14 protein-coding genes are annotated in these 15948 nt (G+C 63.6%); 10 read left to right on the forward strand and 4 right to left on the reverse strand.

Annotated elements, in window-relative coordinates:
* Positions 1-340 precede the first annotated feature (340 nt).
* From clpB to rluD, 3 genes are all read right to left on the reverse strand, one after another.
* Positions 341-2905 (reverse strand): ATP-dependent chaperone ClpB, encoded by a 2565-nt coding sequence (clpB, locus tag P3R38_RS21485; protein WP_104881231.1) that lies wholly within the window; start codon positions 2903-2905, stop codon positions 341-343.
* A gap of 227 nt (positions 2906-3132) precedes the next feature.
* Positions 3133-3870 carry a peptidoglycan editing factor PgeF gene (gene pgeF / locus P3R38_RS21490; RefSeq protein WP_277686587.1) on the reverse strand — a complete coding sequence of 246 codons (738 nt, stop codon included), beginning with the start codon at positions 3868-3870 and terminating at the stop codon, positions 3133-3135.
* Positions 3867-4829 (reverse strand): 23S rRNA pseudouridine(1911/1915/1917) synthase RluD, encoded by a 963-nt coding sequence (gene rluD, locus P3R38_RS21495; protein WP_023382448.1) that lies wholly within the window; start codon positions 4827-4829, stop codon positions 3867-3869. Before rluD ends, pgeF begins: the two co-directional genes overlap by 4 nt.
* A 147-nt stretch (positions 4830-4976) precedes the next feature.
* On the opposite strand from rluD, the gene P3R38_RS21500 reads away from it, so the two are divergent.
* The 10 genes from P3R38_RS21500 (at position 4977) to P3R38_RS21545 (ending at position 14752) form a co-directional block, all read left to right on the forward strand.
* Positions 4977-5996, forward strand: a complete 1020-nt coding sequence (locus tag P3R38_RS21500) for an outer membrane protein assembly factor BamD (protein WP_023382449.1) — start codon at positions 4977-4979, stop codon at positions 5994-5996.
* A 94-nt stretch (positions 5997-6090) separates the two neighbouring features.
* On the forward strand, positions 6091-6321 hold the full coding sequence (locus P3R38_RS21505; protein ID WP_023382450.1) for a PP0621 family protein: 231 nt from the start codon (positions 6091-6093) through the stop codon (positions 6319-6321).
* Between the two features lie 181 nt (positions 6322-6502).
* On the forward strand, positions 6503-7267 hold the full coding sequence (locus P3R38_RS21510) for an FCD domain-containing protein (RefSeq protein WP_023382451.1): 765 nt from the start codon (positions 6503-6505) through the stop codon (positions 7265-7267).
* A 90-nt stretch (positions 7268-7357) separates the two neighbouring features.
* Entirely contained in the window at positions 7358-8560 is a 1203-nt protein-coding gene (locus P3R38_RS21515) for an ABC transporter substrate-binding protein (protein WP_023382452.1), read from the forward strand.
* Positions 8561-8625: 65 nt separating this feature from the next.
* Positions 8626-9486, forward strand: a complete 861-nt coding sequence (locus tag P3R38_RS21520; RefSeq protein ID WP_023382453.1) for a branched-chain amino acid ABC transporter permease — start codon at positions 8626-8628, stop codon at positions 9484-9486.
* A 1-nt stretch (position 9487) separates the two neighbouring features.
* Positions 9488-10507, forward strand: a complete 1020-nt coding sequence (locus P3R38_RS21525; RefSeq protein ID WP_023382454.1) for a branched-chain amino acid ABC transporter permease — start codon at positions 9488-9490, stop codon at positions 10505-10507.
* On the forward strand, positions 10507-11259 hold the full coding sequence (locus P3R38_RS21530; protein WP_023382455.1) for an ABC transporter ATP-binding protein: 753 nt from the start codon (positions 10507-10509) through the stop codon (positions 11257-11259). The genes P3R38_RS21525 and P3R38_RS21530 overlap by 1 nt, the downstream gene beginning before the upstream one ends.
* Entirely contained in the window at positions 11259-11954 is a 696-nt protein-coding gene (locus P3R38_RS21535) for an ABC transporter ATP-binding protein (protein ID WP_023382456.1), read from the forward strand. Before P3R38_RS21530 ends, P3R38_RS21535 begins: the two co-directional genes overlap by 1 nt.
* Positions 11955-12054: 100 nt before the next feature.
* On the forward strand, positions 12055-13332 hold the full coding sequence (locus tag P3R38_RS21540; protein WP_023382457.1) for a Zn-dependent hydrolase: 1278 nt from the start codon (positions 12055-12057) through the stop codon (positions 13330-13332).
* Between the two features lies 1 nt (position 13333).
* Complete coding sequence (locus P3R38_RS21545; protein ID WP_104881226.1) at positions 13334-14752, forward strand: amidase; 1419 nt, start codon at positions 13334-13336, stop codon at positions 14750-14752.
* Positions 14753-14845: 93 nt separating this feature from the next.
* Here the strand turns inward: P3R38_RS21545 and thiO are convergent, their stop codons facing one another.
* Positions 14846-15943, reverse strand: a complete 1098-nt coding sequence (gene thiO / locus P3R38_RS21550; protein WP_023382459.1) for a glycine oxidase ThiO — start codon at positions 15941-15943, stop codon at positions 14846-14848.
* Positions 15944-15948 lie beyond the last annotated feature (5 nt).

The following is a 15948-nucleotide window of genomic DNA, read 5'->3' on the forward strand; positions in this document are numbered from 1 at the left end:
CGGTACAACTTCGAAGGCTGTGTTAGCTTCGAACCCTTTAGCTTCTTCGCTTTCGCGTTGTCGCTGCTGAGGCCGGCTATTCTACATTCTTCGTTTTGCTTGTCAACCACTTTTTTTCATTCAACTTACTGATTTGTAAGTTGTTTTGCGATTCCCGGTGTTGCTGGTGATTCGCTTAGTGCCTGACAACGCGGCGTATATTAGGGGCACTCGATTTTAGATGCAAGCAAAAATTTCAAAATTTTCAGCAAGTTATCTGGGAGTGCCGAAAAGCCTGGGTTTTCGGGGGGCCGGCTAAAAAAAAGCCCCGCGAATGCGGGGCTCGTGGCACAGCGGTGAATCAGGCGAAGACGATCTCGTCGCCCTCGACCGTGGCGGTAATCGCCGTGCCTGGCATGAACGTGCCTGCCAGGATCAGCTGCGCCAGCGGGTTTTCGATCCAGCGCTGGATCGCCCGCTTCAGCGGCCGTGCGCCATACACCGGGTCGTAACCCACGGCGATCAGCTTGTCCAACGCTTCCGGGCTCAGGCTCAGCGTCAGCTCGCGTTCGAGCAGGCGGCTGCGCAGGCGGCCCAGCTGGATCTCGGTGATGCCAGCGATCTGGTCGCGGCCCAGGGGCTCGAACACCACCACTTCGTCGATCCGGTTGATGAACTCCGGACGGAAGTGCGACCCCACCGCATCCATAACCGCCGCACGCTGGGCTTCGCGATCGCCCACCAGTTCCTGGATCTGCGCCGAGCCCAGGTTGGAGGTCATCACGATCACCGTGTTGCGGAAGTCCACGGTACGGCCATGGCTGTCGGTCAGGCGGCCGTCCTCCAGCACTTGCAGCAGCACGTTGAACACATCCGGGTGTGCCTTCTCCACTTCGTCGAGCAACACCACCGAATAGGGCTTGCGGCGTACGGCTTCGGTCAGGTAACCGCCCTCTTCATAACCGACGTAGCCTGGCGGGGCACCGATCAGGCGAGCCACGGAGTGTTTCTCCATGAATTCGGACATGTCGATGCGCACCATGGCCTCTTCGGTGTCGAACAGGAACTCGGCCAGCGCCTTGCACAGCTCGGTCTTACCCACACCGGTCGGGCCGAGGAACAGGAACGAACCACTTGGCCGGTTGGGGTCGGACAGCCCTGCACGGGAACGGCGCACGGCGTTGGCAACGGCGGTGACCGCTTCGTGCTGGCCAATCACACGCTGGTGCAGCAGCGCTTCCATCTTCAAGAGCTTCTCGCGTTCACCTTCGAGCATCTTGGAAACGGGGATGCCGGTCCACTTGGACACCACTTCGGCAATTTCTTCCTCGGTGACTTTGTTACGCAGCAGCTGGTTATCCGACTTGCCGTGCTGGTCGACCATCTGCAGGCTGCGCTCCAGGTCTGGAATCACTCCGTACTGCAGCTCGGCCATGCGGCTCAGGTCGCCTTTGCGACGGGCGGACTCCAGCTCCTGGCGGGCTTGCTCGATCTTTTGCTGGATCTGCGCCGAGCCCTGTACTTCAGCCTTTTCGGAAGCCCAGATTTCTTCAAGGTCGGAGTACTCACGCTCCAGACGCTCGATTTCTTCGGTCAGCTTCTCAAGGCGCTTCTTCGCGGCCTCGTCTTCTTCTTTCTTCAGCGCCTGGGATTCGACTTTGAGCTGGATCAGGCGGCGGTCGAGGCGGTCGAGCACTTCGGGCTTGGAGTCGATCTCCATACGGATGCGGCTGGCCGCTTCGTCGATCAGGTCGATGGCCTTGTCGGGCAACTGACGGTCGGTGATGTAGCGGTGGCTGAGCTTGGCCGCGGCGATGATGGCGCCGTCGGTGATCGCCACCTTGTGGTGCACTTCATAGCGCTCTTTCAGGCCACGCAGGATCGCGATGGTGTCCTCTTCGCTCGGCTCTTCGACCAGCACTTTCTGGAAGCGCCGCTCAAGGGCTGCGTCCTTCTCGATGAACTGGCGGTATTCATTGAGCGTGGTAGCGCCAACGCAGTGCAGCTCGCCACGGGCCAGGGCCGGCTTGAGCATGTTGCCTGCGTCCATGGCGCCCTCGCCTTTACCGGCGCCGACCATGGTGTGCAGTTCGTCGATGAACAGGATGATCTGGCCTTCCTGCTTGGACAGCTCGTTGAGCAGCGCCTTGAGGCGCTCTTCGAACTCGCCCCGGTATTTGGCGCCGGCAATCAGGGCACCCATGTCCAGGGCCAGCAGGCGCTTGCCTTTGAGGCCATCGGGCACTTCGCCGTTGATGATGCGCTGGGCCAGGCCCTCGGCGATGGCGGTTTTACCCACGCCAGGCTCACCGATCAGCACAGGGTTGTTCTTGGTACGACGCTGCAGCACCTGCACGGTGCGGCGGATTTCGTCGTCACGGCCGATCACAGGGTCCAGCTTGCCTTCCTCGGCGCGCTTGGTGAGGTCGACGGTGTACTTGTCCAACGCCTGGCGCGATTCTTCGGCATTGGCGTCATTGACCGCCGCGCCGCCGCGCAGGTTGTTGATGGCATTTTCCAGGGCTTTCTTGGTCACGCCCTGGCCGAGCAGCAACTTGCCGAGCTTGCTGTTCTCGTCCATGGCGGCCAGCAGTACCAACTCGCTGGAGATGAACTGGTCACCTTTCTGCTGGGCCAGGCGGTCGGCCTGGTTGAGCAGGCGCGCCAGGTCCTGGGACATGTTCACGTCGCCCGTAGGGTTCTGGATCTTCGGCAGCTGGTCGAGCTCTTTGACCAAGGCCTGGCGCAGGCTGTTGACGTCGAAGCCGACCTGCATCAACAGCGGCTTGATCGAACCACCTTGCTGCTCGAGCAGCGCTTGCATCAGGTGCACGGGCTCGATAGCCGGATGGTCCATGCCAACGGCCAGGGATTGGGAATCGGATAAAGCCAGCTGCAGCTTGCTGGTCAAACGGTCTATTCGCATGGGGTACCTTCCTTTAAAGGGCAGGTCGGAGCGATGGACAGCGCCTGTTGATGAAGAAACCTGCCTGAGATGACCTTATAGATAAGGTTGATTCTGGAAGATTCAAGCGTAGCGGGCTTGACGTGGATCAGCTTTGAGAGTGCAAGAGGGGTCGCTTCGCACCGCGCAAAATCAGAGGCAGCCGCTGGCGCTAGCCTGCGATGAGCCGCGAAGCGGCCCCGCCAATCTCAAACCTGCAACCAGACCAACGAAGCGAACCGCCCACCCTGCGGGGTCCGGCGATAAGAGAAGAACCGCGGGTCGCTCACCGTGCAGAGGCCACCGCCATAAACGGCCGTGACCCCACGTGCCGCCAGGCGAATACGCGCCAGCGCATAAATGTCCGCCATCAGCTTACCGGGGCGCTGACCGTCGACGAAGGCCGTGGCCGCTTGCGGGTGCACAGCGGTGAATGCATCGCGCACTTCCGGGCCCACTTCGAATGCCGTTGGTCCGATGGCCGGCCCCAACCACACCAATACCTCTTCAGCGGGCAGCCCCAGGCGGTCCAGGGTAGCCTCCAGCACGCCCCCGGCCAGCCCGCGCCAGCCGGCATGGGCTGCCGCCACACGGGTACCGGCGCGGTCGCAGAACAGCACCGGCAGGCAATCGGCAGTCATCACGGTGCAGGCGATGCCGGGCTGGTCGGTCCAGCTGGCGTCGGCTTCGGCAACGATAGAGGGGTCTGCATCGGCCACCACCAGCCCGTGCACCTGTTTCAACCAGGCAGGCTCGATGGCGAATTCATCGCTCAGGCGGCGGCGGTTCTCGGCGACCGCTGCAGGGTCGTCGCCCACATGGTCGCCAAGGTTGAAGGATTCGTAGGGCGGCAGACTCACGCCGCCCTGGCGGGTGGTGACGCAGGCGCGAACCGAGGCTGGGGCTGGCCAGTCGGGAATCAACAGCGACTGCATCAATTCACTCATCCGATGAAACTCTCGCGGTCCTGGTTGAGCAGCGATAGCAGCCAGACGAAATCATCCGGCAGCGGCGATGCCCATTCCATGCGTTCACCGGTGGTGGGGTGATCCAGTGCCAGGAAACGCGCATGCAGGGCCTGGCGCGGGAAGTTCTTGACCGCGTCGACCATGGTCGGGCTCGCCGCAGGCGGAATGCGGAAGCGACCGCCGTAGGTCTGGTCGCCGACCAGCGGGAAGCCCACGTGGGCCATGTGCACGCGGATCTGGTGGGTACGGCCGGTCTCCAGCTTCACCCGTACGTGGGTGTGCGAGCGGAAGCGCTTGAGCACGCGGTAGTGGCTGACCGCCGGCTTGCCGCCGTCGGTGACGGCCATGCGCTGACGCATGCCGCCGTGGCGGCCGATCGGGGCGTCGATCTTGCCGCCCGCGGTCACCACGCCCACCACGATGCACTCGTAGATACGGCTGACGCTGCGTTTTTGCAGTTGGTCGACCAGGTTGGTCTGCGCCTGCAGGGTCTTGGCCACCACCATCAGACCGGTGGTGTCCTTGTCCAGGCGGTGGACGATGCCTGCGCGCGGCACATTGATGATGTCCGGCACGTGGTGCAGCAGGGCATTGAGCAGGGTGCCATCGGCATGGCCTGCCGCAGGGTGGACCACCAGCCCGGCAGGCTTGTTGATCACCAGGATCTGGTCGTCTTCATAGACGATGTCCAGCTCGATGTCCTGAGCCACCCACTCGCCCTGGGCCTCTTGCTCGGCATCCAGGGCCAGCAGCGAGCCGCCGTGCACGGTGTCGCGGGGGCGCAGGACCGCGCCGTCGACCGTCAGGCGGCCCTCTTTGATCCACGAAGTCAGCCGCGAGCGCGAGTACTCGGCGAACAATTGGGCTGCGACCTGGTCGAGGCGTTGGCCGCCCAGTTCGGACGGTACCTCTGCGCTAAGTTGAATGATCTCGGACATGCTCGATTCGGCGGGCGCACAGCCTTTGGTTTCGGCTGCGAGCTTGTGGTTAAATACGGCTTCTTTTGTCCCGGGGTTGGCCGGGGCGCTCATCATAACAGGACGGCACCGCCCAAGACAGCGGCCGTCAAAGGGACGCAAGCCGCCATGCAAGTGAAACACCTGCTGCTGATCGCCATCCTCGGGCTCACCGCGGCCTGTTCCTCTAACAAAGAAGTGATCGACGAGAACCTCAGCGAGGCCGAGCTGTACCAGCAGGCCCAGACTGACCTGGACAACCACAGCTACAACAGCGCCGTGAGCAAGCTCAAGGCCCTGGAGTCGCGGTACCCGTTCGGCCGCTACGCCGACCAGGCGCAGCTCGAACTGATCTACGCCAACTACAAGAACTCCGAGCCTGAAGCTGCCAAATCGGCTGCCGAGCGCTTCATCCGTCTGCACCCGCAGCACCCGAACGTCGACTATGCCTACTACCTCAAGGGCCTGACTTCGTTCGACCAGGACCGTGGCCTGCTGGCGCGATTCCTGCCGCTGGACATGACCAAGCGCGACCCGGGTGCCGCGCGCGACTCGTACAACGAGTTCGCCCAGCTGACCAGCCGCTTCCCGAACAGCCGTTACTCGCCGGACGCCAAGCAGCGCATGATCTACCTGCGCAACCTGCTGGCCTCCTATGAAATCCACGTGGCCGACTACTACCTGAGCCGCCAGGCTTATGTCGCCGCGGCCAACCGTGGCCGTTACGTGGTGGAAAACTTCCAGGAAACCCCGTCGGTCGGTGACGGCCTGGCGATCATGGTCGAGTCCTACCAGAAGATGCACCTGGACGACCTGGCCGCCACCAGCCTGGAAACCCTCAAGCTCAACTACCCCGACCACCCAAGCCTGGTCGATGGTCAGTTCCAGCCCAAGCAGGACGAGGCTGATGGCCGTTCGTGGCTGTCCAAGGCCACCCTGGGCCTGATCGAGACCGAAACGCCGCTGCCACCGGGTGAAACCCGCGCCAACCAGGACGTGGTCAAGCAGTTCCAGGACGCTCGCTCGGAAATGCCGGAAGAGCTGCTGCCCAAGGACGAAGACGGCAATCCGATCCTGCCGGAAGGTCCGAAGGAAGCCGAGAAAGACCGTTCGTGGTTCAGCTACATGACCTTCGGTCTGTTCGACTGATACACGGCACTACAAGAAAGGGAGGCTCAGGGCCTCCCTTTTTCGTGGGGGCCGCCCTAGACTGGTGGCTTCCTCTCTGAACAAGCTGGACACCATGGTTCGCCTACTCTTCTGGATCGCCCTGATCGCCGCCGCGTTCTGGCTGTGGCGCAAGTTCAAGATCAGCCAACAGTCGCATCCCGAGCCCAAGCTCGACGACCCGCTGAAGATGGTGCGCTGCGCCCATTGCGGGGTGCACCTGCCCAACGACCGGGCACTGCGCCAGGGTAACGAGTGGTATTGCAGCCAGGCGCACTTGCAGCAAGGCCCTGGCCGCCAAAACTGAACACACAGCCCTGTAGGAGCGGGTCACCCGCTCTTACAAGTTGCGCGGTAATTTTCTTGCGCTCTTATCCCTCCCCGACGCTTTCGCACCGTTTACGACCCCTCCCCAGCCTTCGGCATTGACCCCTATGGGCAAAACTCGCTAAATCCTATTTATCCGCATAAATATGAAAAATAGCGAAATGCTCAAACCCAAACGCAAGCGCCAGAAGCTGTCGGATGTGATCGTCGAATCGGTCAAGCGCTCTATCGTCACCGAAGCGCTGCACCCTGGCGATCGGCTGCCCACCGAGCGTGAGCTGATGGAGCATTTCGAATGCTCCAAAGGCACCGCCCGCGAAGCGCTCAAGGCCCTTGAAGTGGAAGGCCTGGTCAGCACCCGCACCGGCCCGAGCGGTGGCGCCTACCTCAATGAGGTCGGCACCGAGCCGGCCAGCCGCGCACTGCGCAACTACTTGCACTTCCAGCACCTGGACGGCGAGCAGGTGTACCAATTGCGCAAAGTCATCGAGGTCGAGCTGGCGGTGTCGGTCATGGGCAAGCTGAGTGACGCTGACTATGCGGCCCTGCAAGCCAACATAGACTTCTGCAGCGCGCCGGAAGACAGCGAAGAAGGGCAGCGCGAACAACGGCTGGCGGAGCTGGAGTTCCACACGCTGCTGGCCGACCGTTGCCCCAACCCGCTGCTGCGTTTCATGGCAGTGTTCCTCAACGACCTGCTACGCGACCTGGTGGTGCTGAAAAAGGCCTACCTGCCCAAGCGCCAGCAGTTCGCTGCCGCCAACATCGCGTACCACAAGCAGCTGCTGACAGCCTTGCGCGCCAGCGACGAACCCGCTGTACGCCGGTTGATGCACGAACACATGTGCGACGCCGAGCACCACATGACCGCGCTCGAAGGCGAGGTTGCCCGCAACTTCCTGCTGGAGTTCGAACACCACCACTGATGCGCCTGGAAAGAGGCCTGCACACAGGCCCGGCCGTACCCGCTTTGTCATTGCCACTCCTGCCTAATAACCAGAACCAAGGAGTTACCCATGCAAAGACGTACCCTGCTCAAGGCAGGCCTTGCCCTGGGTGCCCTAGGAGGCCTCCCCTTGGGGGCGCACCGGGCATTCGCCGACCAACCGCTGACCTTCTATGGGCTCAAGTCCATGTCTGGGGCCTTCGCCAGCTACGGCAAGTACGCCGACATGGGCTCGCGTCTGGCCATCGCCGAGTACCCACAGTTGCTCGGCCACCCGCTCAAGTACAAGGTCATAGACACCGAAGGCAACGCCGGTAAAGCGGTGCGCAAGGTGCAGGAAGCCATCGGCCAGGACGGCGCGCGCTTCTTCCAGGGCTGTACGCTGTCGTCCTCGGCATTGGCGGTGTCGAAGGAAATCCACAAGGCCGGCGGCGTGTTCATGACGCCAGTAGGCGCCGACGAAATCACCGGCAAGGACTGCAATGCCTCGACCTTCCGATGGTCAGTGCCCACCTACGGCGCTATCCGCGAAACATTGGTGCCGATGATCCGCCAGCTGCCGCAGGCCAAGCGCTGGTACACCATCACCCCGCAATACGTGTTCGGCGATGCCCTGCTGGACAACGCCCGCAAGGTATTCTCCGAGTTCGGCGTCGAACACATCGGTAATAGCTACCACTCGCTGCAGGAGCAGGAGTTCTCCGGGTACCTGACCAACGCCATCGCCGCCAAACCCGATGTGCTGGTGCTGCTCAACTTCGGTAGCCAGGCATCCAATGCACTGCGCCAAGCGGTGAACTTCGGCATCAAGGACCGCATGAGCGTGCTGATGGTGTGGTCAGCGGGCCTGGACCAGTTCCAGGAGTTGGGCAGCGACGTGCTCGAAGGCGTCTATCTTGGCGCTCAGTACTGGCATCAGGTCGACACGCCGCTGAACAAGCAACTGGTCGCAGCCACCCGTAAAGCCTACGGCATCAACCCCAATTACCCGTTGGCGGCCGACTACATCGGTACCAAGGTCATGCTCGAAGCGATCATCAAGGCCGGCAGCCTCGAAGGCGCCGCGGTGTCCGCCGCACTCCAGGGCATGCGCTTCCAAGGCCCGACAGGCGATGAACTGATCCGCCCGGGTGACCACCAGGTGCTCAAGGATTACTACCTGCTGCGCGGCAAGCCCCAAGGGCAGATGCGCGACGAGGACGACCTGGCCGAAGTCATCAGCTCGGGGCGCTCGTTCATCGAGGTCGACCACACCGGTTGCGCCCTGGCCTGAAGCCAAGGCGTTAGTCAAACACACTCGTACAGGCAGCCGCACCGCGCGCTGTCGAGGGCACGCTCATGCTCGATTTGTACCTGTTCCAACTGCTCAACGGCCTGGGCCTGGGGATGATCTACTTCCTCATCGCCGTCGGCCTGACGATCATTTTCGGCTTGCTGAACTTCGTCAACTTCGCCCATGGCGCCTTCTTTCTGCTGGGCGCCTACCTGTGCTACACCGCCGTGGCTGTTACCGGCAACTTCTGGCTGGCGCTGCTGATCGCGCCGCTGGTGGTGGCCGCGCTGGCCTGGGCGGTGGAGCGCCTGCTGATCAAGCGCATCTACCACTTGCCGCACACCTTCCAGATCCTCGTCACCCTCGGCATTGCGCTGATCATCCAGGAAGCCTCGGTGCTGATCTGGGGCCCAGTGGGCAAGAACATCGCCGTGCCGCCGGAGCTGCGCGGGGTGCTGATCCTCGGTGACTTCATCTACCCCTACTACCGCCTGTTCCTGATCGGTTTCGCTGCCCTGATCGGCCTTGGCTTGTGGCTTCTGCTGGAGCGCACCCGCTTCGGCGCCTTGGTTCGGGCCGGCAGCGAGAGCACCGAAACCGTATCGCTGCTGGGCACCAACATCTTCCGCCTGTTCTCTTTGACCTTCGCCCTGGGCGTGGGCCTGGCCGGCGTGGCGGGCGTCCTTTTCGCTCCGCTGCGGGGTGCCCAGCCTTTCGTCGGCCCGGAAATCCTCGGCATCGCCTTCGTGGTGGTGGTGATCGGCGGCATGGGCTCGTTCGGCGGTGCGCTGGTCGGCGGCCTGCTGGTGGGTGTGGTGCAAAGCATGATGACCAGCCTCTGGCCGCAAGGCGCCAGCCTGATGATCTATGGCGCCATGGCCGCGGTCATCCTGGTCCGTCCTTATGGCCTGTTCGGGAGAGCGTGAGATGAGCGAGAAAAACCCATTACCCGTTGCCAAGGGCCGCGCGCCAGCTCTGCTGTCGCTGGTCGTCGCCAGCCTGGTTGCGCTGCCGCTGCTGCTGCCGTCGGCCACCCTGGCAACCGAGATCCTGATCTTTGCCCTGGCAGCGCTGGCCTGCAACCTGCTGCTCGGTTACACCGGCCTGCTCTCTTTCGGCCAGGGCATCTTCTTCGGCGCCGGTGCCTACGGTGCGGCGCTATTGATGATTCACCTGCAGTGGGGGCTGTTCGCCGCCCTGCTCGGCGCAGCCTTGTTCGGCGCCTTCCTGGCGCTGCTGGTGGGGGCCCTGGCGATTCGCCGCAAAGGCATCTACTTCGTCATGCTGACCCTGGCCTTCAGCCAGATGGCCTACTTCCTGGCCTACACCCTCAGCGGTTGGACCGGCGGTGACAATGGCCTGCTCGACGTGCCACGCCCGAACATCGAAATGGCCGGCCACGTGCTGGTGGACCTGGGCGACCCTCGGCACTTCTACGTGTTCGTCGCGGTGCTGTTCCTGCTGATCTTCGCCGGTGCCCTGCGGGTAATCCGCTCGCCATTCGGCAGCACCCTGCTGGCCATCCGTGAGAACGAAACCCGCGCCGCGGCCATTGGCTACGACATCCGACACTTCAAGATCCTCGTTTTCATGCTGTCGGGTGCCATAACCGGCATCGCCGGTGCGCTGTACGCCATGCTGCTGCATTTTGCGCCGCTGTCGAACATCGACCTGATGATGAGCGAGAACATCCTGATCATGACCATCGTCGGCGGCACCGGCTCGCTGTTCGGCTCACTGCTCGGCGCTGGCGCCATCGTGTTGCTGGGCGATGTGCTGTCGGAGCTGTGGCCACGCTGGCTGATGTTGCTGGGGGTGATCCTGATCCTGGTGGTGGTCTTCATGCGCGGCGGCCTGTGGGGCGGTCTGGCCGAGTTGGGCAAGCGCCTGCTGGCGCCACGCAGTGCCAGCGACAAACCCCAGGCCAACACCAAGGAGACCCTGTGATGAGCGACTACCTTCTGCAAACCCGCCAGCTGGAGCTGGCCTATGGGCCGTTCAAGGCGGTCGCAGGCGTTGACCTCAAAGTGAGCGCCGGCACCATTCATACCGTCATCGGCCCCAACGGCGCTGGCAAGACCAGCCTGTTCCACTGCCTGACCGGTGAGCGTCAGGCCACCGGCGGCCAGATCCTGTTCAACGGCCAGGACATCGTCCGCAAACCCTCCCACGGCCGCGTTGCGCTGGGCATGGCGCGCTCGTTCCAGCTCACCAGCCTGTTCCAGAACCTGTCGGTTCGCGAGAACCTGCGCCTGGCCGCCCAAGGCCGCGACGGCCTGGGTGCGCTGAACTTCTGGCGCAGCGTCGAGCACAAGCGTAGCCATTGGGACACCGCCGACCAGGTGCTCGAGCGCCTGAAACTCACGGCCCGCGCCGAGACGCTGGCCGGCGAGCTGTCGCACGGCCAGCAGCGGGTACTGGAAGTCGGCATGTCGATCTGCGCCAGGCCCACCCTGCTGATGCTCGACGAGCCCACGTCGGGCATGGGCATCGACGATATCCCGGTCATGACAGCATTGATCAGCGACCTTGGGCGCGACCACACCGTGCTGCTGATCGAACACAACATGAGCATCGTCATGTCGATCAGCCAGCGCATCACCGTGATGAGCCACGGCCAGATACTGGTCGAAGGTACCCCTGAACAGGTGCGCAACGACGAACGCGTACGCACCGCTTACCTTGGAGAGGCCGCCTGATGCTCAACGTCGACTCGATCCACTCCTATTACGACAAGAGCCATGTGCTCGAAGGCGTCTCGCTCAAGGTCGAGGCCGGCGAGCTCGTGACCTTGCTTGGGCGCAACGGTGCCGGCAAGACCACTACCCTGCGCAGCATCCTCGGCATCGTCCGCCCGCGTCAGGGGCAGATCACCTTCAACGGCCAGCAACTGGTTGGCCGCGAGATCTTCGATATCGCCCGGCTCGGCATCGCCTTGGTGCCCGAGCACCGTGGCATCTTCCGCCAGCTCAGCGTGGAGGAAAACCTCAAGATCGCCCTGCGCAAGGACAGCCGTTGGCAGCTTGAGGATGTGTACAGCATGTTCCCGCGCCTCAAGGAGCGGCGCCGCAACGGCGGTTTTGCCCTTTCCGGTGGTGAGCAGCAGATGCTGGCCATCGCCCGTGCGCTGCTCAACGACCCCAAGCTTCTGATCCTCGACGAACCCACCGAAGGTCTGGCCCCGGTGATCGTCGACGAACTGGTGAAAATCCTGCGACGGATCAAGGACGAAGGCCTGTCGATCCTGCTGGTGGAACAGAACCTGATGGTCTGCGACGCCCTCGCCGACCGTCACTACGTGCTCGAACAGGGCCGCGTGGCCTATCAGGGTAGCGCTGCGCAGTTTCGCGAAGACCCGAGCATCAAGAACCGTTACCTGGCCTTGAGCGCCTGACTGTGGGTTGTGTGTACCGGCTCTTTCGACGGGACCCGGCGCAGGCCACACAGCACACCGCCATTGAATTGACCATGTTTTGCTTCAGGAGAGATGAACCATGAACACCCGCATCGATCCCTCGCAGCACCTGCTCGGCCAGGGTTCGCTGGTCAGCCGCGACCGCCTCTGGCAATCGCTGATGGACCTGGCACGACTGGGTGCCACCGCCAAGGGCGGTGTCTGCCGCCTGGCCTTGACCGACCTTGACCGTCAAGCCCGCGACCTGTTCGTGCGCTGGTGCGAGGAAGCCGGCTGTACCGTCAGCATCGACGCCATCGGCAACATCTTCGCCCGCCGCCCCGGGCGCAACCCGGCGCTGCCACCGGTGATGACCGGTAGCCATATCGATACACAGCCCACCGGGGGCAAGTTCGATGGGTGCTACGGGGTCATGGCTGGCCTTGAAGTGATCCGTACCCTGAACGACCTCGACCTGAGCACCGAAGCACCCTTGGAAGTGGTGGTATGGACCAACGAAGAAGGCTCACGCTTCCCACCGTGCATGATGGGCTCTGGCGTGTTTGCCGGTAAGTTCGGCCTGCAGGAAACCCTGGAAAAGATCGACGACCAGGGCCTGTCGGTTGGCGCCGAGCTTCAGCGCATCGGCTATGCCGGCCCGCGCGCGCCCACCGGGCATGCCGTTGGCGCCTATTTCGAAGCGCATATCGAGCAGGGCCCGATCCTGGAAGACCAACGCACCACCATCGGTGTGGTCCAGGGCTGTCTGGGGCAGAAATGGTTCGATCTGGTGCTGACCGGCGTCGAAGCCCATGCCGGCCCCACCCCGATGCACCTGCGCAAGGACGCACTGGTCGGTGCCGCCGAAGTGGTGGCGGCGGTCAACCGCTCGGCCCATGCACACCAGCCTCACGCTTGCGGCACGGTCGGTTGCCTGACCCTGCACCCCGGCTCGCGCAATGTCATTCCCGGCCAGGTACAGATGACCATCGACCTGCGTCATCTCGACCCCGACCACCTCGCCAGCATGGTGGGCGAAGTACGTGCCGCCATCGAAGCCAGTGCAGCGAAACACGGCCTGAGCTATGAACTGACACCGACCGCGGACTTCCCACCGCTGTACTTCGCCGAGCAATGCGTCGATGCCGTGCGCCAGGGAGCCCGCGCCCTGGGGCTAAGCCACATGGACATCGTCAGCGGCGCCGGCCACGACGCGATCTTCCTGGCCGAACTGGGGCCGGCCGGTATGATTTTCGTACCGTGCGAAGGTGGCATCAGCCACAACGAGATCGAAAATGCCGCACCACAGGACCTGGCCGATGGCTGCGATGTCCTGCTGCGCGCCATGTTCCAGGCTGCCAATCCAGGAGCCCGCTGAGATGACCGAGAAAACCGCGATTGGCGAGTTCACCGCCGTCGAACTGCTGGAGCTGTACCAACGCCGGCAGTTGTCACCGGTGGAGGTGGTCGACGATGTGCTGACGCGCATCGACCTGCACAACCCGGTAGTCAATGCCTACTGCCATGTCGACGGCGAGGGGGCCCGCGCCGCGGCCCGCGCCAGCGAACGACGGTGGCTGCGGGGTGAGCCCTGTGGCCGGCTGGATGGCGTGCCTGCCTCGATCAAGGACCTGACCCTGACCTCTGGCATGCCCACGCGCAAGGGTTCGCGCACCACGTCGGCTGCAGGCCCATGGGAAGTTGATGCGCCCTTCACCGCCTTCATGCGCGAAGCCGGCGCGGTGCTGGTGGGCAAGACCACTACGCCGGAGTTCGGCTGGAAGGGGGTCACCGACAATCCGCTGTATGGCATCACTCGTAACCCCTGGGATACCCGGCTGACCGCTGGCGGATCATCCGGCGGCGCCGCGGCGGCTGCCGCGCTGAACCTGGGCGTGCTGCACCAAGGAAGCGATGCCGGTGGCTCGATCCGTATCCCCTGTGCCTTTACCGGTACATTCGGCATCAAGCCAACGTTCGGCTATGTACCGCAATGGCCGGCCAGCGCCATGACCGTCCTCTCGCACTTGGGGCCGATGACGCGCACGGTCGACGACTCGGTGCTGATGCTCGACTGCGTCGCCCGACCCGATGCGCGCGACGGGCTGGCAGGCGCACCACGCCAGACGCCGTGGCTGGGTCAGGATCAGGACCTTGGCCACCTGCGCATCGCCTACAGCGCCGATTTCGGGTATGTGAACGTCGACCCGCAGATCCAGGCGTTGGTGGCACAGGCGGTGAAGCGCCTGGCTCGGTTGGGGGCGCAGGTCGAAGCAGTCGACCCAGGATTCGGCGACCCGCTGGAAACCTTCAATACGCTGTGGTTTGCCGGAGCTGCACGGTTGGCCAGCGCGTTCAGCGATGAGCAGCGAGCCCTGCTTGACCCTGGGCTGCGGTGGATCGCCGAACAGGGTGCGCGAATCAACCTGAGCGAATACACCCAGGCACTGGAGGCCCGGGCGGATCTGATCGCGAAGATGAATGCCTTCCATCAGCGCTATGACGTGCTGGTAACGCCCATGTTGCCGCTGGTGGCATTCGAGGCGGGGCACAATGTGCCGCCTGGGTCAGGGATGGCACAATGGATGGAATGGACGCCGTTCAGCTACCCCTTCAACCTGACTCAGCAGCCCGCGGCCTCCATACCGTGCGGGTTTACCCGCGAGGGGTTGCCCGTCGGGCTGCAAGTGGTTGCCGGGCGGTTTGCCGATGAGCACGTGCTGCGGGTGTGCAAGGTGTATGAGCAGCATTATCCAAGCCGGCACCTTCAGGTGCCGCTGACAGGCTGCAATGGCTGATGGCTTGGCCGGCGCATCGCCGGCCAGCCAACGCCCACAAGGAGCGCGCGGAGCCCGAGAAGATCACGGGCCGCACTGCGGCCCAGCGCACGATCAGCCAAGGCGCCCCGCCGGCGCATAGGGCGCCGGGTCGATAATCGGCTCGGCCCCTGTCAGCAGATCGGTGAACAGTTGGCACGATGCCGGCGCCAGCACCAGCCCGTTGCGATAATGCCCGCAATTGAGCCACAGCCCATCATGCCCCGGCACCCGCCCGATGTATGGGATGCCTTCCGGTGAGCCTGGCCGCAAACCGGCCCAGTGCCCCACGACCTCGGCATCTGCCAGCGCCGGTAGCAACTCCACCGCCGAAGCCTTCAGGCTTTCCAGTGCCTCTGGCGTTGGCGTCTTGTCGTAACCGGCATGCTCCAGCGTACTGCCCACCAGAATGTGCCCATCACGTCGTGGAATTGCATAACGCCCCTTGGCCAGTACCATGCTGGGCAGGAAATCGGCGGCGCACTTGAAGAGGATCATCTGCCCCTTCACCGGTTCCACCGGCAAGGTCAGGCCCAGGGTGCCGAGCAGGTCGCCACTCCAGGCGCCAGCGCTGAGTACCACGTCATCGGCCTCGATCACCCCGTCAGCGGTCCGTACGCCTGTCACGCACCCGCTTTCTTGACGGAACCCTGTGATCTGGCAATGCTCGCGCATTGTCACGTTGGGCAGCGCCAGCAATGCCGCCTTGAGCGACTTCACCAGGCGAGGATTACGCACGTTGGCTACGCCGGCCATGTAGATGGCCCGCTTGAAACCAGGCCCCATGACCGGGACCGCGTCGTAGGCAGCCGAGATGTCGACGGCACTGAGCGGGCGGCCCGCGCGCTGAGCCCAAGCCAAAGCTTCAGCTTCGTCGTCCAGGTCGAGCCAGTACAGGCCGGTGGTGTGAACTTCCGGGTCCAACCCGGTGCTGGCGAACAGACGCTCGCCAAGCTGTGGATAAAAGTCCTGCGACCAGTGCGCCAAGGCGGTGACCGCCGGGCTGTAGCGCCACGGGTACAGCGGCGAGACGATACCGCCACCGGCCCAGGACGACTCGCGGCCAACCTCGCCCTGGTCACAGACCACTACCTGGCCGACTTTCTCCGCCAGGTTGAACGCCGTCAGCAGGCCGATCACTCCGCCGCCAACAACCACTACTCGTTTGCTCATCTGTC

It is taken from the genome of Pseudomonas sp. NyZ480, from assembly GCF_029537255.1.
GTDB lineage: Bacteria > Pseudomonadota > Gammaproteobacteria > Pseudomonadales > Pseudomonadaceae > Aquipseudomonas > Aquipseudomonas taiwanensis.

Coding starts and splice junctions, on each gene's coding strand:
- P3R38_RS21540 (WP_023382457.1), top strand. CDS start 12,055: ATGAACACCCGCATCGATCCCTCGCAGCACCTGCTCGGCCAGGGTTCG.
- pgeF (WP_277686587.1), bottom strand. CDS start 3,870: ATGAGTGAATTGATGCAGTCGCTGTTGATTCCCGACTGGCCAGCCCCA.
- P3R38_RS21510 (WP_023382451.1), top strand. CDS start 6,503: ATGCTCAAACCCAAACGCAAGCGCCAGAAGCTGTCGGATGTGATCGTC.
- P3R38_RS21525 (WP_023382454.1), top strand. CDS start 9,488: ATGAGCGAGAAAAACCCATTACCCGTTGCCAAGGGCCGCGCGCCAGCT.
- P3R38_RS21520 (WP_023382453.1), top strand. CDS start 8,626: ATGCTCGATTTGTACCTGTTCCAACTGCTCAACGGCCTGGGCCTGGGG.
- rluD (WP_023382448.1), bottom strand. CDS start 4,829: ATGTCCGAGATCATTCAACTTAGCGCAGAGGTACCGTCCGAACTGGGC.
- P3R38_RS21505 (WP_023382450.1), top strand. CDS start 6,091: ATGGTTCGCCTACTCTTCTGGATCGCCCTGATCGCCGCCGCGTTCTGG.
- thiO (WP_023382459.1), bottom strand. CDS start 15,943: ATGAGCAAACGAGTAGTGGTTGTTGGCGGCGGAGTGATCGGCCTGCTG.
- clpB (WP_104881231.1), bottom strand. CDS start 2,905: ATGCGAATAGACCGTTTGACCAGCAAGCTGCAGCTGGCTTTATCCGAT.
- P3R38_RS21515 (WP_023382452.1), top strand. CDS start 7,358: ATGCAAAGACGTACCCTGCTCAAGGCAGGCCTTGCCCTGGGTGCCCTA.
- P3R38_RS21535 (WP_023382456.1), top strand. CDS start 11,259: ATGCTCAACGTCGACTCGATCCACTCCTATTACGACAAGAGCCATGTG.
- P3R38_RS21500 (WP_023382449.1), top strand. CDS start 4,977: ATGCAAGTGAAACACCTGCTGCTGATCGCCATCCTCGGGCTCACCGCG.
- P3R38_RS21530 (WP_023382455.1), top strand. CDS start 10,507: ATGAGCGACTACCTTCTGCAAACCCGCCAGCTGGAGCTGGCCTATGGG.
- P3R38_RS21545 (WP_104881226.1), top strand. CDS start 13,334: ATGACCGAGAAAACCGCGATTGGCGAGTTCACCGCCGTCGAACTGCTG.